The 23,327-nt window shown below is 60.9% G+C and carries 18 protein-coding genes and 1 pseudogene; 5 read left to right on the forward strand and 14 right to left on the reverse strand.

What is annotated here, in order from left to right:
- Nucleotides 1–376, forward strand: a 376-nt coding sequence (locus AC0L18_RS28840; RefSeq protein WP_473495209.1) for a YihY/virulence factor BrkB family protein, incomplete at its 5' end; no start/stop codon positions are given.
- A 735-nt stretch (nucleotides 377–1,111) separates the two neighbouring features.
- The gene (locus tag AC0L18_RS28845; protein WP_473495210.1) at nucleotides 1,112–2,194 is read left to right on the forward strand and encodes a histidine kinase dimerization/phosphoacceptor domain -containing protein; all 1,083 of its coding nucleotides are present in this window, start codon (nucleotides 1,112–1,114) and stop codon (nucleotides 2,192–2,194) included.
- 167 nt (nucleotides 2,195–2,361) lie between these two features.
- Here AC0L18_RS28845 and AC0L18_RS28850 read toward each other — a convergent pair whose 3' ends face one another.
- From AC0L18_RS28850 to AC0L18_RS28900, 11 genes and pseudogenes are all read right to left on the reverse strand, one after another.
- Entirely contained in the window at nucleotides 2,362–3,762 is a 1,401-nt protein-coding gene (locus AC0L18_RS28850) for a phospholipase D family protein (RefSeq protein WP_473495211.1), read from the reverse strand.
- Nucleotides 3,763–4,224: 462 nt separating this feature from the next.
- Nucleotides 4,225–4,638, reverse strand: coding sequence for a hypothetical protein (locus tag AC0L18_RS28855; RefSeq protein WP_473495212.1), 414 nt, complete (start codon nucleotides 4,636–4,638; stop codon nucleotides 4,225–4,227).
- A complete protein-coding gene (locus AC0L18_RS28860) occupies nucleotides 4,616–4,843 on the reverse strand; it encodes a hypothetical protein (RefSeq protein WP_023803181.1) in 228 nt (75 codons plus the stop codon). The genes AC0L18_RS28855 and AC0L18_RS28860 overlap by 23 nt, the downstream gene beginning before the upstream one ends.
- 447 nt (nucleotides 4,844–5,290) lie before the next feature.
- Entirely contained in the window at nucleotides 5,291–7,903 is a 2,613-nt protein-coding gene (locus AC0L18_RS28865; RefSeq protein WP_473495240.1) for a bifunctional diguanylate cyclase/phosphodiesterase, read from the reverse strand.
- A 376-nt stretch (nucleotides 7,904–8,279) separates the two neighbouring features.
- On the reverse strand, nucleotides 8,280–9,146 hold the full coding sequence (locus AC0L18_RS28870) for a class I SAM-dependent methyltransferase (RefSeq protein ID WP_473495213.1): 867 nt from the start codon (nucleotides 9,144–9,146) through the stop codon (nucleotides 8,280–8,282).
- A gap of 286 nt (nucleotides 9,147–9,432) precedes the next feature.
- Complete coding sequence (locus AC0L18_RS28875; protein ID WP_473495214.1) at nucleotides 9,433–9,780, reverse strand: YybH family protein; 348 nt, start codon at nucleotides 9,778–9,780, stop codon at nucleotides 9,433–9,435.
- A 169-nt stretch (nucleotides 9,781–9,949) separates the two neighbouring features.
- Nucleotides 9,950–13,759, reverse strand: a complete 3,810-nt coding sequence (gene metH, locus AC0L18_RS28880) for a methionine synthase (protein WP_473495215.1) — start codon at nucleotides 13,757–13,759, stop codon at nucleotides 9,950–9,952.
- 330 nt (nucleotides 13,760–14,089) lie between these two features.
- Complete coding sequence (locus AC0L18_RS28885; protein WP_473495216.1) at nucleotides 14,090–15,154, reverse strand: ornithine cyclodeaminase; 1,065 nt, start codon at nucleotides 15,152–15,154, stop codon at nucleotides 14,090–14,092.
- A 28-nt stretch (nucleotides 15,155–15,182) separates the two neighbouring features.
- Entirely contained in the window at nucleotides 15,183–15,812 is a 630-nt protein-coding gene (locus tag AC0L18_RS28890) for an FMN-binding negative transcriptional regulator (RefSeq protein WP_473495217.1), read from the reverse strand.
- Nucleotides 15,813–15,875: 63 nt separating this feature from the next.
- Nucleotides 15,876–16,757: a branched-chain amino acid ABC transporter permease gene (locus tag AC0L18_RS28895; RefSeq protein WP_473495218.1), complete on the reverse strand. Its 882-nt coding sequence runs from the start codon at nucleotides 16,755–16,757 to the stop codon at nucleotides 15,876–15,878.
- A 3-nt stretch (nucleotides 16,758–16,760) separates the two neighbouring features.
- Nucleotides 16,761–17,416, reverse strand: a pseudogene (locus AC0L18_RS28900) (ABC transporter ATP-binding protein).
- Nucleotides 17,417–17,484: 68 nt separating this feature from the next.
- On the opposite strand from AC0L18_RS28900, the gene AC0L18_RS28905 reads away from it, so the two are divergent.
- Together AC0L18_RS28905 and AC0L18_RS28910 are read left to right on the forward strand one after the other, a co-directional pair.
- Nucleotides 17,485–18,075: an RDD family protein gene (locus AC0L18_RS28905; protein WP_473495219.1), complete on the forward strand. Its 591-nt coding sequence runs from the start codon at nucleotides 17,485–17,487 to the stop codon at nucleotides 18,073–18,075.
- On the forward strand, nucleotides 18,032–18,217 hold the full coding sequence (locus AC0L18_RS28910) for a hypothetical protein (RefSeq protein WP_473495220.1): 186 nt from the start codon (nucleotides 18,032–18,034) through the stop codon (nucleotides 18,215–18,217). Before AC0L18_RS28905 ends, AC0L18_RS28910 begins: the two co-directional genes overlap by 44 nt.
- On the opposite strand, the gene AC0L18_RS28915 is transcribed toward AC0L18_RS28910, so the two are convergent.
- A complete protein-coding gene (locus tag AC0L18_RS28915) occupies nucleotides 18,214–18,918 on the reverse strand; it encodes a D-lyxose/D-mannose family sugar isomerase (protein ID WP_287283427.1) in 705 nt (234 codons plus the stop codon). The genes AC0L18_RS28910 and AC0L18_RS28915 overlap by 4 nt on opposite strands.
- A 146-nt stretch (nucleotides 18,919–19,064) precedes the next feature.
- Here AC0L18_RS28915 and AC0L18_RS28920 point away from each other — a divergent pair, with 146 nt between their 5' ends.
- Nucleotides 19,065–20,123, forward strand: coding sequence for a D-TA family PLP-dependent enzyme (locus tag AC0L18_RS28920; RefSeq protein WP_473495221.1), 1,059 nt, complete (start codon nucleotides 19,065–19,067; stop codon nucleotides 20,121–20,123).
- 88 nt (nucleotides 20,124–20,211) lie between these two features.
- Here AC0L18_RS28920 and AC0L18_RS28925 read toward each other — a convergent pair whose 3' ends face one another.
- Both AC0L18_RS28925 and AC0L18_RS28930 read right to left on the reverse strand, forming a co-directional pair.
- Complete coding sequence (locus tag AC0L18_RS28925; protein WP_473495222.1) at nucleotides 20,212–20,976, reverse strand: heme ABC transporter permease; 765 nt, start codon at nucleotides 20,974–20,976, stop codon at nucleotides 20,212–20,214.
- A 249-nt stretch (nucleotides 20,977–21,225) separates the two neighbouring features.
- Entirely contained in the window at nucleotides 21,226–22,998 is a 1,773-nt protein-coding gene (locus AC0L18_RS28930) for a glucan ABC transporter ATP-binding protein/ permease (protein WP_128170259.1), read from the reverse strand.
- Nucleotides 22,999–23,327 lie beyond the last annotated feature (329 nt).

Genomic DNA, 23,327 nt, shown 5'->3' on the forward strand with positions numbered 1-23,327 from the left:
GCTGATCTACCGCTACGGCCCCAGCCGCGAAAGGGCAAAGTGGCAATGGGCGACATGGGGCGCCTTCCTCGCGGCTGGGGTGTGGATCGCGGTCTCGATAGGGTTTTCCTATTATCTTGAGAACTTCGCCGACTACAACGCGACGTATGGAGCCCTGGGGGCAGTCATCGGCTTGATGATGTGGACCTGGATCTCTGTGATTGTCCTGATTGTGGGGGCGGAGCTGAATGCCGAGATGGAGCACCAGACAGCCAAGGACACCACCACAGGTGCGCAGCAGCCAATGGGTGCGCGAGGTGCCACGGTCGCCGACACGCTGGGCGGATCGGCCGATGCTGCCAACCAGCAGTCGCGTTCGGGAGAGCGCAACACCTAATGCGCAGATCTCGTGAGATCTCCGCGCAACTTCGCTTGGCGCAGATCACTGACATCGGCATTGGCGACGAAGTTGCAAAGACCTTGGGCAATGACAAGTCAGATCAGCGAGCAAATGAATACCTTCAGGCGCAGTCTCCATCCTGCTCAGGTTCGGCGAATGGCAAGCGCGACATTGGCAGAGAACGGCGGCACATCAAGTTTCAGCCATGTCGGAATTCGCTTGCCATTCCCCCGTTTGCCTGCCGGCCGCGGTATCCCAGGCGATGACCCGATAGGTCCCGCGAGCCACCCGGGCAACTCCAAGGCGGCCGGAACCGGCGCAGCATACCGTTTCGCCCGATCGTGTCGCGGCGAAGCAGCCAGACCTGGATGAGCACATGCGGGGTGCGGTTTGGCCACCGCATGCCGCCACCGGCGCCGCCGCTGCCAGGTGAGCCCATTGCAAATGGCGGAAATATTCTGTCGGCAGTTCCGGCGACGTGCAGATCGTCAATTTCGATTGGCAGAGACGGGATTTTGGCACAACGCTGTTGGAAAAAAGGTCGTGGCCGTGCAAAGTGACGCAAGGTTGACTGAACTCTCAGCAAGACGGCCTGTGTTGCCCATGGCTCTGCCGCTCCGTGACGCGGGCTCGTCCTGCTCCTGACATCGCGCAGCCGCTTCCAGCGTTGTCGGTATCGAGCAAAGTGCATGACTGAGACTGAGGCTCCCACGCAAAGCACAGGCGACCAAGATGACATCAGATTCAGACAAGGCTGAGGCAGTTGAGCAATTGCTCGACACACCGGACCTTGCCACCGCGCTGGAAAGCGAGCAGTTCAAAAAATTTCTTGACCAGGTGCCGATCGCTATCGCCGTGTCGGACTTAGGCGCGAAGGAGCGCGTCGTCTATGCTAATCCAGAATTCGAAAAAGTGTCAGGCCTGAAGGCAGCCGAGCTTACCCGGCAAAACTGGGGAGCACTTTCCGGCATTGGCATCCACCAGCAGAAGGGCCGGCCTCTGCCCGAGGCCTTGGTCGAGGAAACCGATTTCGTCGGCACTTTCTGGCTGGAGCCCGTCGGGGCCAACCCGGCTCTTGTCGACGTTTATTCAAACATCATCGTGGACGATAACGGCACGAACTGCTTCCGACTGGTGGCTCTGGTCGACGTCTCATCCCATGGCGAATCTGAAGAAGCGCGCTTGGTGGAGGATCGCGTCCGCGAGAAGGACACCCTGTTGCGCGAACTGCAGCACCGGGTGAAGAACAACTTACAGATGATCACCGCATTGATCCGTCTAGAAACCCGTAACGCGACCGAGCCCGACCAGAAAAGATTTGAGAGGCTCGCCGGCCGCGTCGAGGCTCTGGCGATCCTCTACCAGACGCTATCGGCAGACGAGCAGAAGGATGAGGTCGATCTCGGCGTTTATCTTAGCCAGATCGCCTCCGCGGTGATGGGGTCGCATGCAGTTGAGGGGATCCGCCTCGACATGAAGGTGGATACCTATCCGGTATCGATCAACGTCGCCATGCCAACGGGACTGGTCGTGAACGAATTGCTCACAAATGCACTCAAGCATGCATTCCAAGGGCGTGAAGGCGGGACGATAAAGCTGCACAGCATCGCCGATGGGGACGGCTGCCTGGTGATAGTTGCGGACGACGGTATCGGCCTGCCGGAAGGGGAGACATGGCCCAAGCCCGGCAAGCTCGGCGCGCTGATCGCGCGCTCGCTGACAGAGAACGCCAAGGCAAAGTTCAACGTCGCCTCGAGCGCCAGCGAAGGGACGAAGGTCACCATCGTCTTCACGCGATTGGCGGCAGCAAGCTGACAATTGCCAGAGGGGGGATGCTTCATGCTCCCGGCCTTTCCACCGCGGCCCCGGGGCGCTGTGCTTGGCACATTCACGTCGCCGTTCTTCAGGTATGCCGTACCGGGCGCGGCAAGAACGCCGCGTCGATCCCGCCGTTAGCACCTATGCTATCTTAGTGGGTCTGGCTAAAGCTGAGACTCAACCGGAAGGTGGCGGACCAAGGCCGCCAGAACCCGGCGAAAAATTCCGGCCTCTGGTTCGTGTGTGTATTCTTGGAGTTTGCCTTCTTCGCATCCATGCCAGTGCAGCACATTGTTCTTTAGTTCCAGCCGATAGCTGGTTTCTAGTGATATCTCCGCTTGAAAAAAGCGCCGAAGTTCACCGACTAATTCGGCATCCTCAAAGAGCACGCCCATCTCCGAGTTCAAAGACACTGACCGGGGATCAAAATTGAAGGAACCGACGAACCCAGCCCTGTCGTCAACCGTGAACGATTTGGTGTGCAGACTGGCACCCTTGGAGCCAAAAACCGAAATTCCCTGACCGCGAGTGAAGGGCTGGAGCTCGAACAGTCTTACGCCTTTCCTCAGCAATCGCTTGCGATAGTTTGCATAAGCCCCATGAACCGCGGCGACGTCTGTAGCGGCCAAGGAATTGGTCAAAACGGAAACGTCAACCCCATTGCTGACGAGGTCCATCAGGACCGCGGAGCCCCTTTTGCCAGGGATGAAATAGGGAGATACAATTTCCAGATTGTTGCGCGCCGACTTTATGAGGGGAAGCAACTCCTTGGTAAGCCAGCTGCGACGTCTCCAACCTCTCACCTTCTCTGGAGGATCGGAAATCACCCGAACTCGATCCACCCAATGCACGTCGTTGCTGGCCGCGATGAACTCTGCGATGGACCCTCGGTCACCGATCCCGTTCAAAAGCATTGATTCGGTTTCGAGATCGCTTCCTGAAAACAAATCGGAATGCTCGTTCCCCGCGGCTGGACCCAGGACACTGATTGATTTCGCGTCCTCGCAAGCCCAGAATGCCTCAAATATTTGGGCGGTTTGCTGCACGGCAGGACCGAGGAGCAGCACGTCTAAGTCGCGAAAGTTGGTTTCTGCTGCGTCGAAATAGGCATCGCCAACGTTGCGCCCGCCTACGATAGCAACGTTGTCGTCAGCGATCCATGCCTTGTTGTGCATCCTCCGGGTCAACGCAAATAGTCGCAATACAATTTCCACACCGCGCATGACGCTGCGTTGCCTGACGCCGCTCGGATTAAACAACTTCAACTCGATGTTTGGATGATTGCTCAAAGCCAGATAGGCCGCATCGTTCTTTCGCGGATTGGCGTCATCCAGGAGCATGCGAACTCGCACGCCGCGCTCAGCGGCCCGGAAAACTTCCTGCAAGAGCAAGCGGCCAGTGTGGTCATCGTGCCAAAGGTAGTACATGAGATCGAGACTGCGAACGGCACTCCTTGCCGCCAGAACGCGCCCGGCGAAGGCGTCATAATTGTCCGGAACCAGCAGCAAGCCGCTCTTGCCTGCTTTGATGTTGTCGTGTGCAATCCGCGTAATGGATACTTCCATAAAATTTTCTACCCTTCAGCGATAGAAACCCGGCCTTGCTCAAAATTTGTAGCAAGAACCCTACAAAGGTAATCTGGTTGCAAATGTAGCTGTCGAATCCCCTGGAGATTTAATCGTGCCATGATCGGTAGATGATCGGAGGCGATCCGAGATAGCGATGTATGGTGCACTTCGAGGCTGGAAATCAGCCTTGGTGGTTTGGCCACGATCCGATCGAGCGCAAGCAAAGGGAATCGCGAAGGGAAACTGGACAGCACGGTGTGAATTGGACCAAAATGCGGCAGTAGCGCCAGCAACGAGGATCTGCTGTGCACCCGCCATTCGTTAGATCGCCATGCAAAATGGTTGGCCTTAGGACCGAACGCGTCGCCTCAAGCAGTGCGTTGGCTTGCTTGGTGCGCGACCGCCGGAGTGCCGAACCGATCGTCCTATATGCCCGAGGCGGCACGTCGACGGGCCGGATCAACCCGTGCGAACTCCGTCAGCGCTGGTGGGATCGATCTTCGTCAACCGCGACCTGGCCTCAATTACGCGCTGTTGCGCAGCCCGTATCCTGCTGCACAGCGCGATATTGATGCCAACACCGCAGTCATCATCCAGCATCTCGTTCGCACGCTCAAGGGAGCGCTCTGCCCGATTAAGCCGCTGTCGGGCTCGCGCCAGTTCCATATCTAAAAGTTCCATTATTCCGAATCCATTGCGGTCCCTTTGATTGGTAAACCGCTTGTGGTCGCCGTTGGTTCCGGCTGTTCGCGAGCGTGCAGCCCAGACGTAGATGTGGTTGGCAAAGTTCTGGAGCGAGAGTGATGGGCTGGTGGCCTGAAGGGCGCGACGAATGAAGCGCCGGCCCAGTTCAACCCGCGCGACGTCCTTCAAAGCTGGGGGGATCGATCTTCACCAAGCGGTCTGCGGCCTCGACCGCAGTTCGTATCCTGTTGCGCAGCGCCAGGTTCTCGGCCAGCATTTCTTCAGTGCGTTGAAGCGCGAGCTCGGTCCGGTGAATGCGCTGCCTGGCATTGGCAACTTCCGACGTCAAAATGTCGGCCACCGTCCCGTGGCCCTGGGGTTCCAAAGTGTCCATGGATTTCTAACACATGGGGACCGATATCGTTCCCTGGTCAGTGACAAGTGCACTTCGGCCTGCTTCGCCGGCCGCTGCGATTGCCGGGCGATCGGCAACGACGTCCTGCAGAAGAGCCGGACGTTTCACATCCCCCTCATGATGAAGGACAGCGCCCCTTCGCAACCGGCGAGCAACATCGCGACTAGTTCCCAGTTAATCCGGTAGATCATCGATCGTCTGCCGACATATCCGCGCCATTGCCTGGACAACCGCCAAGGCTGCCATTGTGCGTTTGGTCCTGCCTCCGTTGCCGGGCCGATGCCGAGATAGGGCTCGCCGATCAGCTTGTCCGGGGCCAGGTCTCATCGGGTGCATAGGCCCCCAGAACTTCGCTGCCGTGATCCGCCAATCTCCAAATCCCAAGACTCAAGCGAAGCGCTACTCTGTGACGTGAGGCTTATGCGCTTATACTCTACCCAATCGGAGCGGTTCATCCAAAACCCGTTCCGTGCGCAGACGCCGAGATCGAACGAAGGCCTTTAGTCCGTCGGCATCCAACGCATGCCCGAAGGCATAACCCTGCAGTATGTCGCAGCCCAAGCTCTTGAGTGTCTGTGCGTGCTCCATCGTCTCGACACCCTCGGCTACGACCTCGATACCCAGGGATTTGCCGATTTCAATGATCGATGAGACGACCTGCCTTCGTTGCGGCGATTTGACAATAGGAATGACCAGTTGGCGATCTATCTTCAACCGGCGAGGCTGCAGCTTGAGCAAGCTGACTATAGAGGCATAGCCCGTGCCAAAATCGTCTATTTCTATGTCAATGCCGAGCTCTTTTATCTGCTCAAGATTCCAGGTAACAAAATCATCATTTTCGTCAAGGAAAATTGACTCAACGAGCTCGAATGCAACTGTTCCCTTCTTGATATTTAGTTCCCTAAGACTCTTTATGAGTTCCTCATCCTGAAGGCGGCGTGCTGAAACGTTGACTGACACCCGCGGAATATGGAGATTCGCAGCAGACCACCCTTCGAGATCCAAAAGCGATTGCTCCAATATGTTTCGATCGATGATCGAGACGACATTCAATTCTTCCGCAATCCTTAGGAAGACGTCGGGCGCCAAAATGCCCTTCTCCGGATGCCGCCATCGCGCCAGCGCCTCAACCCCAACAATTTCAAGCGTTTTTGCGTCAAATTGCGGCTGGTAAAAGGGAATGAACTCGTTGCGCTCAAGGCCGCCGAGAATTTCGTCGGCAATCCGTTTTGTCTCGACGATCTCGCTTTGCATCGCCTCGGTGAAGAACTCGTATCGATTGCGCCCACGACTCTTTGCTCGGTAAAGCGCGATGTCAGCGTTGACCAGCAGGTGTTTGGCTTCGACATCTTTTCCGTTATCGACTGCAATTCCCACACTCACACCAAAACGGCATCGATGGCCCTGATAGTAGACCGGTTCCCGCATCTGGCTGATGACGCGGTCAGCGAGCAGCGCCAGTTGCTCGATATCGTCATGCACCACGCACAGGACGATGAATTCGTCTCCTCCGATCCGAGCGACGAATCCCTCGCCATCGACCTTGGATCGGAGGACGGTCGAGGCGTGAACCAGCATTGCGTCGCCTGCGGCGTGGCCAAGCGTATCGTTAATGTGCTTGAACCGATCGAGATCAATGTGGAGCAGTGCCGCATACCCGCCGGTCCGCCTGGCGTTTGCCGCGTAATCTTCCAGCACCTGGTCGAGGTAACGCCGGTTGGGCAAACCGGTCAGCGAATCGTGGAGCGCAATGTGCTCTATGCGCGCCTTGGCCGATTCGAGTTCTGCATTTTTCGACTCGGAAAGCTGTTTTGCGCGAACCAGGTCCTTGTTCAGCAGGACGTCGGCTGTCACATCCCATTCGGCGCCAATCATTTTTGGGGTGTCGTTTGCGTGCCGGTAAATTATCGCCTTGGATCGGACATGGCGAATCTGGCCATCCGGCCGAATAATCCGGTACTCCGACAAATATGGCCCGCCGTCGGCCATCGCGCGGTCGAAATCGGCGTTGGCGCCAGCCAAATCATCCGGGTGGATTGCTCCGGCCCAGTCCAGGTAGCCGCGGTGCTCCCCAACTGGTTTGCCGTATATTTCATTGACGCGTTCGTCCCACGCCAGTTCGTTGGTCGCGAGATCGTGTTCCCAGACGCCAATAGCCGACGCTTCCAGAGCGAGTTCCAGGCGCCTCGACAATCGACTCAGTTCCGCATAGTTGCGCTGTCTCTCGCCAATCAGGCGACCGGTAACCAGGAATGGGATCACAACCAACGCCCCGGCCACCGCCATGATGGCGCGCAAGAACCACGCGTTGTCGGGCGTCGAAGGCCAGCCGTTTTTGGGAATGGCTGCGATCCGCCACGAACCGGACGGAAGCAGGACGTCGGCTGTCACCGGATTGCTCTTGGCGACGCGCTCATTGCCGAAGAATTGCTCTCCGCCTGGACCGAGGGCGTCCTTACCGATCAGCGCTATGTCAATCCCGAGATCATCGTCAAGCAGGCCGCTCGCCTTATAAAGGCGCTGAACGTCGACAACGGCCGAAATGATGCCCCAGAACCTTTCGGTGTTGCCCGCACTACGTACAAAGACCGGAATACGGCCGACGAAGCCTTGCCCTCCCTGCCTCAAGTCGACGGGACCGGCAAGAATTAGCTCGCGCTTGTCTCGCGCCCGTAGCGCGGCCAGACGCTGCCGCTCGTCCTTGCGGTAATCGAGGCCTATCGCCTTGTCGTTGCCATTCATCGGGTACATCAGAGAAATGACCAGATCGGGCGCGCCGGCAATATTCTTCAATTGCGAGCCCCTGCCAAACAGGTTGCTCGCCAGCGAGGCGAAGCGTTGCTGTCCCATATAGGGCTCAGTCACGACCGCCGCGACCAGTCCCTGCACCAGTTGAAGGTTTCCGTTGATGTTGCCTTCAAGCTTGGCGCGGATAAGATTGACCTTGGCCAGGACATCCGCTCGAGCGGCTTGATCCGAGACGACTTTGTTCTGGTGGTCCGCGAACGCTGCGCCAACGGCAATAACGATCACCGCCATTGCCGCCGGGATATTTGCCGACGAGAAAACGGCCTTCTTGATACCGCCGAACCTAGCGCGGAAAGGAGCCAATAGGCGATTCCTCAGATACTATTCAGGTTCTGGGCCAACCCGACCAAGGTATATTAGCTATCAATGTTTAATTTTGACCTTCACGGGTCCTAAAAAATTTTGCACCCTTTAACCGCCTGAGGTGGCCGGAGCGGCTGACACGGACCTGCGGCTCCCGCTGACGCCTTAAAGCGCGTCGCGGCTGAATGGAATCATGCAATGCGCTTCAGGTTTTGTTTGATGCATGTAGTTATCGCAAAACCGCTGCACACCCTCGGTTCAAGCCCCGGTTCAAGCCCGAGGGCATGCTTTTGCGCGACATGCATTAGTGGCCCTCAATCGCCTTGGCGGTGACCAGGTAGGGTATCTTGCCGACGCTACGTTTCGTCGCGCCAATGGAATAGGCCATTGGGATCTTGGGAGAGTTCTCTGGCAGGCCGTACATATCCTTGCCGGCCCTCACGGCAAATGAAAAGTGCTGCCACGAAACCGTGTCATGCTCATTGAGAAAATCCAGCGTCAGCCCAGCTGAAATCAGCGCGTTCACCACGTCGCTGACCGGATGAATCCACTCATAGTAGCGCGGATGTTTCAAGATGCGGTCGTCGCCGGTATAGGTGAGTTCCTCGTTCCATGCGAGTGGTCGAGCTATTGGCGTTCGCCAGTCATGCTTGAACTCCAGCGCCGCAGCCTTGCGGTCACACTGGAACATCAACGGATGGCCCTCGGCGAGATAGAGCCGGCCGCCGGGCCGCAGGAGATCGGCAACCACCCGCGCCCAACGGAACACGTCGTCAAGCCAGTTTACCGAACCCCAGGTAACGTAAGCGATGTCAAAGGTCCGGCCAAGCGCTTCGACTGCCTCGAACAGTGGCGCCTCCACGAAGCGCACGTCAGTGCCTGCCTTTGCAGCGAAATCCCGCGCTGCTGCGATCGCCGTCGGTGAAAAGTCGAGGCCGGTCACGCTGCCGGCGCCCAGATTCTTCAAGCTGATCGTGTCGAGCCCGATATGGCATTGCAAATGGACCATATCCTTGCCGACAATGTCACCGACCTCGCGCGTTTCCAGCTCATAGAGATTGGATCCGCCAGCGAGCACATTTTCGATGTGGTAGCTGCCCGTTGTGTCGGTCGAATGCAGTTCGGCCCGATCATCCCAATTAAGGCGGTTCGCGCCCAGAAACGGTTCCAAATTGCCCCCTCAAGTCCCCGAGACTAAAATATGGTAAACAGAACGTTAATATACCTTGCAGCTAAAGTGTCGCGCGTCAATCCGAGGCGGTACGGCGCACCACCTGGGCTGAACTGAAACCGCGTGTGCGCAGGGTGCTGCGACCGACCCACCTTTGCCCTTTGTGCAAGCCTCGCGCTTCACCGGCCCCGATCGATTGGGTCAGCGATTTCGGCAAGCCTCTTGGCGAGGTCGGTCGACGGGCAGCGCCGGAAGAAATTTGTTGTCGTGCGAAACGTCCGCGCAGCTACGACTGAAACTCCGGCTGTGCCTGCATTGTCCGGAGATCGATCGGCATGGATATGTGTTCGTGCGTGATCATCCAGCGGTCGCTCATCTTGCGCAAACCCGACGTCACCCGCACCCAATAGTCGGCCTTCTCGCCGTTGGATCTTTTGCTTCTGACGTGGCACAGACCATGGCAGAACGCCACGTCGTCTCTGACCGTGACGAGCAGCTCGAGCACCTCATAATCGATCGGACCGTCAACCGAGGCAAACCACGCCTCGAAGTTCGTTCGATAGGCATCGGCGCTCTCGATCCGCAGCGGCGGCCTGATGTCGAATACGACAGTAGCCGCGGCATAGTGTGCCATCAGGGCTTCTACTGCACCAGGTCATCCAGGCCTTTGCGGATTTCGTTTCTTCTGCAGTCGGGGTCTGCATAGGGCTCTCCTTTCATCGCATGATGAGCGGGCCAGGCCATTGCTCTCGAAGCGACGCACCTGGTCATCGGCCGCGATGGCCAGGTCAAAAGCTGCTGCCTTACTGCGCGGCTTCTGCGAAGGGGGTCGGCACATAGTTGAGTATAGGGCCGAGCCAGCGCTCGACCTCGGCGAGCGGCATGGCCTTGCGGCGCGCATAGTCCTCGACCTGGTCGCGCTCGACCTTGGCCACGCCGAAATAATAGCTTTCGGGATGCGACAGGTAGATGCCGGACACGGAGGAGCCGGGCCACATCGCAAAGCTCTCGGTCAGGCTGACGCCGGCGTTGCGCTCGCCGTCGAGCAGGCGGAACAGCGTCGCTTTCTCGGTGTGGTCGGGCTGCGCCGGATAGCCGGGCGCCGGGCGAATACCGCGATAGGGTTCGCCGATCAGCTCGTCCGGCGCCAGATCCTCATCCGGGGCATAGGCCCAGAACTCCTTGCGCACCTTCTCGTGCAGGCGCTCGGCGAAGGCCTCGGCGAAACGGTCGGCAAGCGCCTTGACCATGATCGACGAGTAGTCGTCGTTGGCCCGTTCGAAGCGCTCGGCGATCGCCGCTTCCTCGATGCCGGCGGTGACGATGAAGCCGCCGAGATAGTCGGCCCTGCCGCTGTCCAATGGCGCGACGAAATCCGCTAGCGCGACGTTCGCCTTGCCGTCCCGCTTGGTCAGCTGCTGGCGCAGCGTGAAGAAGGTCGCCAGTTCCTGCGACCTGGCATCATCGGTGAACAGCCTGATGTCGTCGCCGACGGTATTCGCCGGCCAGAAGCCGATGACGCCCTTTGGCACGAACCATTTTTCCGCAATGATCTTGGCCAGCATCGCCTGGGCGTCGTCGAAGAGCTGGCGTGCCGCCGGCCCTTGCGCCTCGTCGTCTAGGATTTTGGGATAGCGCCCCTTCAGCTCCCAGGTCTGGAAGAACGGCGTCCAGTCGATATAGCGCGCGAGCTCGGCCAGATCCCAGGCTTCGAAGGTTTTCAGGCCGAGGAAGGACGGTTTTGGCGGCGCGTAGGCCGACCAGTCGATCCGGTGGGCGTTGGCCCGCGCCTTGGCCAGCGGCAGGCGCTGCTTGTCGGCTTCGCTGCGCGCATGCGCATCGGCGACCTTCTTGTATTCGGCGCGAACGTTGTCGACATAACCGCCCCTGGTCTCGTTCGACAAAAGTGCCGACACCACGCCGACCGCGCGGCTGGCATCGGCGACATAGACGGTCTGGCCACTGATATAGCGCGGATGGATCTTTACTGCGGTATGCACGCGGCTGGTCGTAGCACCGCCGATCAACAGCGGAATGTCAAAACCCTCGCGCTCCATCTCGGCGGCCATGTGCGCCATCTCGTCGAGCGAGGGCGTGATCAGGCCGGACAGGCCGATGATGTCGACCTTTAGCTCGCGCGCCGTCTGCAGGATCTTTGCCGCCGGCACCATGACGCCGAGGTCGATGATCTCGTAATTGTTGCAGGCCAGAACCACGCCGACGATGTTCTTGCCGATGTCGTGGACATCGCCCTTCACCGTCGCCATCAGGATCTTGCCGGCGGTCTGGCGCTCGCCGGTGTCGACGCCTTTGGCGGCATTCGCCAGCTTCTCCGCCTCCATGTGCGGCAGCAGGCCGGCGACGGCCTGTTTCATGACGCGGGCGGATTTCACCACTTGCGGCAGGAACATCTTTCCCGCGCCGAACAGGTCGCCGACGACATTCATGCCTGCCATCAGCGGACCTTCGATGACGTGCAGCGGACGCTCGGCGGCGCGCCGCGCCTCGTCCGTGTCCTGGTCGATGAATTCGGTGATGCCGTTGACCAGTGCGTGCGAAATGCGCTGCTCGACCGGCCAGTCGCGCCAGGCGAGATCGCGTTCCTGCGCTTCCTTGCCCGCCGTGCCCCTAAAACGTTCGGCGAGTTGCAGCAGGCGTTCGGTCGCGCTGCCGCCGCCCTTCGGCTGGCGGTTGTTGACGACGTCCTCGCAGGCTTCGCGCAGTTCCGGATCGATGGTGTCATAGACGGCAAGCTGTCCGGCGTTGACGATGCCCATGTCCATGCCGGCCTGGATGGCATGGTAGAGGAACACGGCATGCATGGCCTCGCGCACCGGCTCGTTGCCGCGAAACGAGAAGGAGAGGTTCGACACGCCGCCCGATATGTGGACATGGGGAAGCGTCGCGGTGATCTGCCTGGCGGCTTCGATGAAGTCGACGCCGTAATTGTTGTGCTCGTCGATGCCGGTGGCGATGGCAAAGATGTTCGGGTCGAAAACGATGTCCTCGGGCGGGAATCCGGCCTGCTCGATCAACAGTCTGTAGGCGCGGGTGCAGATTTCGACCTTGCGCGCCTGGGTGTCGGCCTGGCCGTCCTCGTCGAAGGCCATGACGACCACCGCCGCGCCATACGCGCGGACGAGCTTCGCATGGTGCAGAAAAGCCTCCTCGCCCTCCTTCATCGAGATGGAATTGACCAGCGGCTTGCCCTGCACGCATTTCAGGCCGGCTTCGATGATTTCCCATTTGGAGCTGTCGATCATCACGGGTACACGGGCGATGTCCGGCTCGGCGGCGATCAGGTTGAGATAACAGACCATTGCCTCCTTCGAATCGATCAGGCCTTCGTCCATGTTGATGTCGATGATCTGTGCGCCATTGGCGACCTGGTCGCGGGCGATTTCGAGCGCGGCGGCATAGTCGCCCGCGGTGATCAGCTTCCTGAATTTCGCCGAGCCGGTGACGTTGGTGCGCTCGCCGACATTGACGAACGGAATCTCGTCGGTCAGCGTGAACGGCTCGAGCCCCGATAGGCGCATCTTCGGCTCGATGTCGGGAACAGCGCGCGGCGGATATTTCTTCACGGCCTGTGCGATGGCGCGGATGTGGTCGGGCGTCGAGCCGCAGCAGCCACCGACGATATTGACCAGGCCGTCGCGCGCGAAATCCTCGATCTGCGCGGCCATGAACTCCGGGCTTTCGTCATATTGGCCGAATTCATTGGGCAGGCCGGCATTCGGATAGGCGCAAACAAAGGTGTCGGCGACGCCGGATATTTCGTCCAAATGCGCGCGCATGGCCTTGGCGCCCAGCGCGCAATTGAGGCCTATGGTGAAGGGGTTGGCGTGGCGGACCGAATGCCAGAAAGCCGTCGGCGTCTGGCCCGACAGGGTGCGACCGGACAGGTCGGTTATCGTGCCGGAAATCATCACCGGCAGACGCACGTCCTTCTCGATGAAGATCTCTTCTGCCGCGAAGATTGCCGCCTTGGCGTTCAGCGTATCAAATATGGTCTCGATCAGGATGATGTCGGCGCCGCCGTCGATGAGACCGCGCAGCTGCTCGCCATAGGCAAGGCGCAATTCGTCGAACGTCACGGCGCGGTAACCGGGATTGTTGACGTCCGGCGACATCGAGGCGGTGCGGTTGGTCGGCCCCAGCGCACCGGCGACGAAACGACGCTTGCCGTCCTCCTGCTCGGCCCTTGCCGCTGCCCTGCGCACCAGCCGTGCACCGTCGCGGTTCAGAGCGTAGACCGCGTCCTCCATGCCGTAATCAGCCTGGGCGATGGAGGTCGAGGAGAAGGTGTTGGTTTCAAGAATGTCCGCCCCCGCGATGGCGTATTGATAGTGAATCTCCTCGATCGCCTTGGGCTGCGTCAAGATCAGCAGGTCGTTGTTGCCCTGCTGATGGCAGGCGCACTCTGCAAATTTGTCGCCACGGAAATGGTTCTCGTCGAAGCCCAGGCCCTGGATCTGCGTGCCCATGGCGCCATCGAGGATGAGGATGCGTTCGCGCGCCGCCGCCGTCAGCGCAGCAAGCACTTCCGAACCGTCGGGCTTGGCCGCGACGGGGCCGAACAGATCGTCCAGCGATGATGGGTTTTGCGACATATTTCGTCCTCAGGGCGACGGTCGCGCTTAAGCGACATAAAGACATCTTTATGTGAGTATACGGGATTTGTCTGCCGCTGTCACCCCTGGGGCGGGAAGGCTCAGGGCAATGGCTCGATGTTTGCGCTGCCCCTCATCCGCCTGCCGGCTTCTCTCCCCGTATAGTGACGGGGAGAAGGGAAGCTGGCCGCGGCCTCGGCTCCCTTTCTGCAACGCTGGAGATTGGCGAAATCCTTGGTGATGGCGCCCTTCTCCCCGTCACTATACAAAGTGCCCGGCAGCCGGATGAGGGGCGCCGACATCGACAATTTTGAGTGCCGCCCGCCGGCGCTACAACGCCACCTGCGCGGTCTTCGCAGCCGCCGCTCTCAACAGCATCCCGAACAGGTCGCGCGGCTCGTCTGGGTCGGCCAGCATGTCGAGTTGCTGGTAGAGGCCGGTCGACGGCAACTGGTCCCTGATATAGCGCAGCGCCGAAAAATCCTCGATGGCGAAGCCGACGGAATCGAACAGCGTGATCTGGCTGGCATCGCGGCGGCCTTCAGCCAAGCCGGCAATGACCCGCCACAGCTCGGTCACCGGATGATCGGGTGCAAGCTGCTGGACCTCGCCCTCGATGCGGGTCTGCGGCGGATATTCGACGAAGATATCGGAGCGCAGCAGGATGTCGCGATGCAGTTCGGTTTTGCCAGGACAATCGCCGCCGACGGCGTTGATGTGGACGCCCGAGCCGACCATGTTGTCGGTGAGGATGGTGGCATACTGCTTGTCGGCGGTGACGGTGGTGATGATCCCGGCTCCCTCGACGGCCTCTTCGGTAGAGCGGCAGGCGACCATGTCGAAGCCCAGCCCGGTGAGATTGCGGATGCATTTTTCCGTCGCCGTGCGTTCGATGTCGTAGAAGCGCAATTCGCGCACACCGAGCAAGGCCTTGAAGGCCAGTGCCTGGAATTCGGCCTGGGCGCCATTGCCGATCAGCGCCATGCAGTCGGCATCTTTCGGCGCCAGGTGCCTGGCCGCCAGTGCCGACATCGCCGCGGTGCGCAGCGCGGTCAGGATCGTCATTTCCGACAGCAGCACCGGGTAGCCGTTGTGGACGTCGGCGAGCATGCCGAAAGCGGTCACCGTCTGGCGGCCTTCGCGCATGTTCTTCGGATGGCCATTCACATATTTGAAGCCATAGACCTCGCCGTCGCTGGTCGGCATCAGCTCGATAACGCCCTCGGCGCTATGCGAGGCGAGGCGTGGCGACTTGTCGAAGGCCTCCCAGCGGCGGAAATCGTCCTCGATATAGAAGGCGAGCTCGGTGAGGAAACGCTCGACGCCGATCCTCAGCACCAGCTTCATCATGTGGTCGACGCTGACGAAGGGAACGATGTTGAGATTCGGGATCATTTTGTCCTTGCCCGCATTGCTGCAACGGTCAGTCCTTGCGATACGCGTTGTGCGCCTTCATCATCGTCGCCAGTGCCGGATCGCTCTGCTCCAGCGTGCCAATCGCGGCATTGGTGTCGTAGAGCCGTTCGTCCTGGCCCATCTTGAACTTGGCCTCGAGCCGTTCGATCGGCAGGTCGAAACCCAGAATATGCGGGACGCGCCGCTGCATGCCGCCCGGCCCGAGTTCGCGCATGCGCCAGCGATCGTCGCGGTCCTTTTCCAGCACGTCGACAAGCCGCTGCAGATGCCGGGCGGTGGCGTGATCGTCGAGCTGAAACGGCCGGCCATGGCAATGGACGACGGCGAAATGCCAGGTCGGCGCGCTGTCGCGCACCGGGTTGCGCGGATACCAGGATGGCGAGATATAGCCATGCGGTCCGTGGAAGATTGCCATTGTCTCCCTGCCCTCGGCGATCCGCGCGCTGTGCGGGTTCTGCCGGGCCAGATGCGACACCAGCGTGCCGTTCGCTCTTCGCTCGCGGTCGAGCACGAAGGGCAGATGCGATGCGACGATCCCCTGTGGTCCCGATGTCACCACCGTGGCGAAGGCCGCCGCCTCGAACAGGCCAAACACCTCGTCCAGCGACAGCGGTGCGAATTCGGGTTTCGTGTACATAGTACCTTCTTATTGTTGCATGATCTTTTCCGAAAACCGGTTCCCACTTTTCGGGATCATGCTCTAGCTCCGCTGCACGCGAACCGCCGGGATCAGGCCTTGCGGCCGCACCAGCAGCACGGCGATGACGCCCGACAGCACGATGGCGTCGCGGTAGGGTGCGACCGCCGCCGGCAGCGTCGCCTGCAGCAACACTTCGATGATGCCGAGCAGGAAGCCGCCAGCGACAGCACCGGGCAGGCTGCCCAGCCCGCCGACGACGGCGGCGATGAACGCCTTCAGCACTGGGGTAAAGCCCATCAGCGGGTCGACGGAAGCGCGCTGCGCCACCCACAGCATCGCCGCCAGTCCGGCGAGCAGGCCGGAAAGCAAAAAGGCGGTGGCGATGATGCGGCTGGCCGGGATGCCCATCAGGCGGACGACGTTGAAATCCTCGGCCGCGGCGCGCATGGCGGTGCCAGTCACCGTGCGGAGCAGGAAGAGTTCCAGCGCAATCAAGGCCAGGGCCGAGACAACGATGGAGATGCTCGGGCCGACGCCGATGGTGAAGTCGCCGAACGAGAAGGCGCCGGTCATCCAGCCGGGCATGGCGACCGGCTGCGGCCGAGCCGAGATGCCGTTCTGGAAGACGACCTTCAGCAGGCTCGAAACGGCGAAGCTGGTCAGAAGCAGGCTGGTGACGCTGGCGCCGCGCATCGGGCGAAAGGCAACACGCTCCATGGCAACCGCTGCGAGCGCGCCGCAGGAGACGGCGACGAGCACCGCCGCTGGAAACGGCAGACCGAAAACCAGCGCGGCAAGCAAGGCATAGCCCGACAATGTCATCAGTTCGCCATGGGCGAAATTGATCAGGCCGACGATGGAAAAGACGATCGCCAAACCAAGTGCCAGCAGCGCATAGACGCCGCCGAGGCTCACCGCATTGATGATCTGCTGCGCGATCATGGCTCAGGCTCCGAGATAGGCTTGGCGGACGAGGTCCGAGGTGGCGAGTTCCTTGGCGGTGCCCGACAGCACCACCTCGCCATTGGCAAGCACGATGGCGCGGTCGGCGACCTCCAGCGCCAGCGCCACGTTCTGCTCGACGAGAAGGATGGTCAGCCCGCTGCGGCGCAGTTCGGCGATCAGGTCGAAGACCGTGTCGATCAATTGCGGGGCAAGACCGAGCGACGGTTCGTCGAGCAGCACCATGCGCGGCTTGCCCATCAATGCGCGAGCGATCGCCAGCATCTGCTGCTCGCCGCCGGAGAGATTGCCGCCCTTGACACGGTGGTAGCGCCGCAGGATCGGAAACAGCTCCAGCATCTCCTCTTCGCGCACCCTCGCCTCCACCGCCGGCAGGTGCATCGCACCGCCGAGACGCAGATTGTCGGCCACGGTCAGGCCGGCGAAAATGCGCCGGCCTTCCGGCACCAGCGACACCCCCTTGCGGGCGATCGCCTCAGGCGCCAGGCCGGTGATGTCGACGCCATCGAAGACCACTTTCCCCGAGACGGCCGGGACCAGCCCGGCAATGGCGCCAAGCGTTGAGCTCTTGCCGGCGCCATTGGCGCCGACCAGCGCGATGATCTCGCCGCTGCGACGGCGAGATCGACGCGGCGCACCGCCTCGACCTCGCGTCCTTGAGGCCGGCAATGGCGTCGCTTTCCTGCTCGATGTCGTGTTTATCGCCATGGCTGCAATCGCGGTCACGATGGTTGCGCTGTTCGGGGTAACAGGTTTCGGCACTGATAAATTGCAGCCGCTTTTCATCGTCTGGATCATCGCGATCTTTTTTCTGCGAAACGTCTATTTCATCGCCTTCGAGGCGGGCCGGCGCGCGGCCACCCCCGGCAAGCGGATCATCGGCATCAGGGTGGCGTCACGCAACGGAGCCGGCCTATCGGTCGATCAGGTCATCGCCCGCAATCTGATGCGCGAGATCGAAGTCTTTCTGCCGCTGTCGATTATCGCCGGACGCGGTGGAATGGGCGTCGCCGATACGCTGACGACAGTTTTTGGGCTGGTATGGGCGCTGCTGTTCGCCTTGTTCCCGCTTTTCAATCGCGACCGGTTGCGGATTGGCGACCTCCTGGCGGGAACCTGGGTCGTCGAGGCCCCTAAGCGCACGCTGATGGGGGGATCTGTCGGCACGAAAAGATCCGGTCGCCAGAACTTTTCAGTTCAGCCACGCGCAGCTCGATGCCTATGGCATCGCCGAACTGCACAAGCTGGAAGAAGTGCTGCGCCGCGACGACTATTTCGCGCTGCGGGCGGTGGCTGAGACGATCGGACGCAAGATCGGTTCAACGCCGCAGGCGCATGATGCCCGCCCGTTCCTGACCGCGTATTACGGCGACCTGCGAGCCCATCTCGAGCGAAAGCTGCTGCTGGGCAAGCGAAAGGAAGACAAGCATCAGCGTTAGGAACGAAAGGCCGTCTTACCCACCCACTTCTCGTAGTCCGACACCAGGAGGTGCAGCGGCGCGACGTCCTCGTCGACGTCCGCGAAGCGGCCGATCGGCTCGCGGAAGACATTGTCGGTGAGATCGTCGTTGACGGTCGAAACCTCGCCGATCAGCACATCCTTGCCCTCGGCCCAGAAGGCATGCCAGACGCCCGGCAGCAGCGTCACGCTCTCGCCCGGATCGAGCTTCAGGAGCCCGCCCGCCGGCAGCCGGTGGATAGTCCCGTCGACCGGCACCGATACTTCCGCCTTCGGGTCGATGCCGCCATCGCGATCGTGCATGAACAGCTCCAGCACCAGCTTGCCGCCGCCGCGGTTGATGATGTCCTCAGCCTTGATGTTGTGACGATGCATCGGCGACAGCTGATCCTTGCGCGAGATCATGATCTTCTCGGCATAGAGCATGCCCATGCCCTTCTTCATGTCCTCGTAGCGACCGTTGCGGACGGTGAACAGGAAGAGGCCGAGCTCGTCGAACTTGCCCTGGCCGTAATCGGTGATGTCCCAGCCGAGCCGCGAGGAGAAGATGGCCGACGAATCCTGCCGGCGCGCCTTCATCTGTTCCGGGGTCCAATAGGCGAAGGGCGGCATGATGTAGCCGAACGAACGGATGAAGGCATCGGCGTCGCGGATGATGTCGTTGATAGCGGAGCGTTTCATGGTTGTGGTTCCTTCCCGTCGGCTTGGGCGATCTCCAAACCGAATAGCCGAACACCGATCCGGTGTCGACGTAAACCGCGTGCTGGCCTCATGACATCCGGGCCGATCAAGGCCATAAGTCCAGGCAAATCCCAGGGTGAAATTCCATGCTGAGCATAGACGACCTCGATACACCCGCGATCCTGATCGATGTCGACCGCGCCGAAGCCAACATCGCGCGGGCGCAGGCCCACGCCGACCGCCACGGGCTGAAGCTCAGGCCGCACATCAAGACCCACAAACTGCCTTACTGGGCCAAGAAGCAGATCGCAGCAGGTGCGGTCGGCATCACCTGCCAGAAGATCGGTGAAGCCGAGGTGATGGCCGATGCCGGGCTCACCGACATTTTTCTGCCTTACAATATTGTCGGCCGCGCCAAGCTGGAGCGTCTCAAGGCGCTGCATGGCCGCGTGACGCTGTCGGTGACATCAGACAGCATGGAGACGTTTGCGGGTCTCGCCGCCACCTTCACCGATCCAGGCCGGCCGCTACAGATGCTGGTGGAGTGCGATACCGGCATGGGCCGCTGCGGCGTCCAGTCGGCCAGCGAGGCTGTCGCGCTGGCCAGGGAGATCGACAAGGCCAGGGGGCTCGCCTTCGGCGGGCTGATGACCTATCCGGCTGCAGGCCGCGCCGCCGAGGCCGAGACTTGGCTCGCCTATGCGCGCCAGGCGCTCGCCGCATCCGGCCTCGCCTGCGAACGCATCTCCAGCGGCGGCACGCCGGATTTGTGGCGCGCAAGCGAGGCTTCCGTCGTCACCGAGTACCGCCCTGGCACCTACATCTATCTCGACCGCTACCAGGTCGCCAAGGGCGTCGGCAGCCTCGACGATTGCGCGCTGACTGTGCTGTCGACGGTGGTCAGCCATCCGACGCCGACACGGGCCATCCTCGATGCCGGCAGCAAGGCCTTGTCCAGCGATACGCTGGGGCTGCCCGATTTCGGCGAATTGCTGGGTACTCCCGGCGCCACCGTCACCAGCCTCAGTGAGGAGCACGGCAACGTCACGCTTTCCGGCGACGCCAGGCTGCGTATCGGCGAGCGCGTGCGCATCGTGCCCGACCATTGCTGCGTCGTCACCAATCTGTTCGACGAAGTTCACTTGATCGCCGGAGAACAGGTGCTGGAGACGCTGCCGGTGGCGGCGCGCGGCCGCATGGGATGAGAAGCGGTCCGCGGAGCGGACGGAAAGCCAATTGCTTGGCTTTCGAGCTTTGACCCCCTGAGCCTGCGAGGGGCAAAGCTGAAGTGAGTCAGGCTGATTGCCGTTCGGCCTGCCGTGCCGCGACGCGGCGCATGGCAATGACCCGGCGACGCAGGATTTCCGTGCGCATCGCCATCAGATGCAGCGCGAAGAACAGCACGGTAAAGCCCAAAGCCATCACCAGCAACGGCCGCAACAGGCTGGGATCGATGGTCGGCCCACCGAGCCGGATCACCGAAGCCGGCTGATGCAGCGTGTTCCACCAGTCGACCGAGAATTTGATGATCGGAATGTTGATGAAGCCGACCAGGGTGATGATTGCGGCGGCCCAGGCCGCGCGTGCTGCATCGTCGAGGGCCCGCGTCAGCGCGATGATGCCGAGATACATCAGGAACAGCACGAACACTGAGGTCAGCCGCGCGTCCCACACCCACCAGGTGCCCCACATCGGCTTGCCCCAGATCGAACCAGTGATCAGCGCGAGCGCTGTAAAGACGGCGCCGATGGGTGCCGCCGATTTCAGCGCGACATCGGCCAGCGGATGGCGCCATACAAGCGTGCCCAATGCGGAAACCGCCATCAGCGTGAAACACATCATGGCCAGCCAGGCGAAGGGCACATGGATGTACATGATACGTACGGTCATGCCTTGCTGGAAATCTTCCGGCGCCGTGAAGCTCATGTAGAGCCCGGCGGCCAGGAGGAGTGTGGCGATGGTTGCCAGCCACGGCACCACCTTGTCGGCCAACCCGACAAACCGCGTCGGGTTGGCGAAATCCATCCAGCCGCTGAGGCGTGAAGTCAGGTCACTCATGCGGCTCTACATAAACCGGCGACGCGTTTGGGGCAATCGAGTGGCGGTGTCGCAGGTGCGCGTTCCCTTCTCCCTCTGTGGGGCCCGAAGGGCGGGCGAGGTCCGTGACTCGCCCCGGGCGGTGGATCGGCGCGTTAGCGCCGAGCCGGATGAGGGGTGCTGGAGGGGGTGAGGCCGGCGCCAAGCTGGAACACCCCTCATCCGTCGCCTTCGGCGACACCTTCTCCCACAAGGGGAGAAGGGAAGAACTCAGGCGGCCGCGTCCGTGATGGTGCGGCTGAGGCGGCGGACTTCCTCGTCGTTGAGCAGGCCGCCGGCGCGCAACAGGCTGGCGAAGCGGCCATTGCGCATCGACAATTCGGCGAAGCCACCCATTTCGACCACCTTGCCCTTGTCCATGAAGACGACCAGATCGGCATCGCGAACAGTGGTCAGGCGGTGCGCGATAATGAAGGTGGTGCGTCCGCGCCGCAATTCGTCGATCGCTTCCTTGACGCGGTCTTCCGTCTCGACGTCAAGGGCGCTCGTCGCTTCGTCGAGCACCAGGATGGGTGAATCCTTCAGCACGGCGCGCGCAATTGCGATACGCTGGCGCTCGCCGCCCGAAAGTTGTCCACCGCGTTCGCCGACGACCGTATCGTAGCCGTTGCTCTTCGACAGGATGAAATCCTGCGCGGCAGCGGCATTGGCGGCGGCGTGGACCTCATCATAGGTCGCCTCGGCGCGCCCGACGCGGATATTGTCCTCGATCGAGCGGTTGAGCAGGCCGGCATCCTGGAACACGGTGGCGATCGAGTGGCGCAGCGACTTGCGGGTCACCGTGCGGGTATCGATGCCATCGATCAGGATACGGCCGCTGGACGGCGAAAAGACCCGCTGCAGGAGATTGATCAGCGTGGTCTTGCCTGCGCCCGTCGGGCCGACGATGGCCACGGTCTGGCCGGCATGGACCTCGAACGACACGTCGTTCACGCCCTGCCCCGAATTGGCGAATTCGAAGTTGACGTTTTCGAAACGCACATGACCAGTGACGTTGACCAGGTCACGCAACCCGTCCGGCTCGGCGGCCTCGGCCGCGGAGTCCTCAAGGCGATAAAATTCCTCGAGCTTGGCCCTGGCTTCCGAAATCTGGTTGGCGAAGGCCGACATCTGGTCGAGCCGGGCGATCAGCAGCGTGGCAAAGCCGGTAAACGCGATGACGTCACCGATACGCAATTGGCCATGCATGACCAGATAGGAGCCGATCAACAGCACGACCATCATCGAAATGGTCGACGACAGACGGTGCAGGGCGTTGGCCAACGCCCACCAGTCGAGCACCGGATACTGCGCATCAAGCAGATTCTTGACATAGCGCTTCAAGGCGTCGGTCTCGTGGCCGATGCGATTGTAGCTCTGCAGCACGGCGACATTGCTGACCGAGTCGCTCACATGCGCGAACACCTGGTGAAAATGCCGCTCCACGGACGCCTGGCCTTCCCTGGTGCGACGCATCACCAGCCGGCCGATTCCGACGTAGAGCGCGCCCAGCGCCAGCAGGACCATCGACATGCGAATATCCATGCTGAGCGCCGTCGGCACCAGCAGAACCAGTGCGACAACCGTGGACAAATGCTGCCTCATGAACTCGAGCCAGAGGCTGAACAAGGTCTCGACCGCGCGCAGCAGCGTATGCAGGGAATTGGAGGTGCCGCGCTGATGATGCCAGGCAAGCGGCATGGTGATCACGCGCTCGAATGACTGGCAAAGAACCTCGCTGCGCCGCGCATGGGCAAAACGGTCCGCGCCGCGCGCCACCAGAACGAAGGCGATGACGTTGAAGACGCCGATACCGGCCCATAGGCCGAGCGTCGAAAAGACCGAGCCGCTATCCGAAATGGCATCGATCACCCGTCCGAACATGATCGGCTCAAGGATGGCGATAATCGCAAGCGCGACATTCGCCCCACAGATAAACGCGACGCGTTTTCTGTCGGCAGCGAGATAACCGAGCGCTCTCCAGTAGATTTGCAGAAGGGACACTTCAGCTACTCCGGCAAATTGTTATTGTGCACTGCATCATTTTCTGACTCGTACTCGTTGACGTGTCGCGAAACAATGCCCTCGTACCCCTTCAGTTCCCAATTCGCGAACAAAAGATGGCGACGCTGCGAAATCTGTCGTGATCACCTAACGGTTTGAGAAGAAAGGTAAAATGTCAGCCTTGCGGCAAAATCGTGGCAGGCAGGAAGCACTGCCGAAATTTTAATCAGCAACTTGGCATGTACGAATCCCAAAAGCCTGCATCGGCTTTTGGGAAATCTCATGCGTAATAGAATTGCTCGAGCAACTTTAAATAACGCACATCCTCA

It is taken from the genome of Mesorhizobium sp. WSM4819, assembly GCF_055811215.1.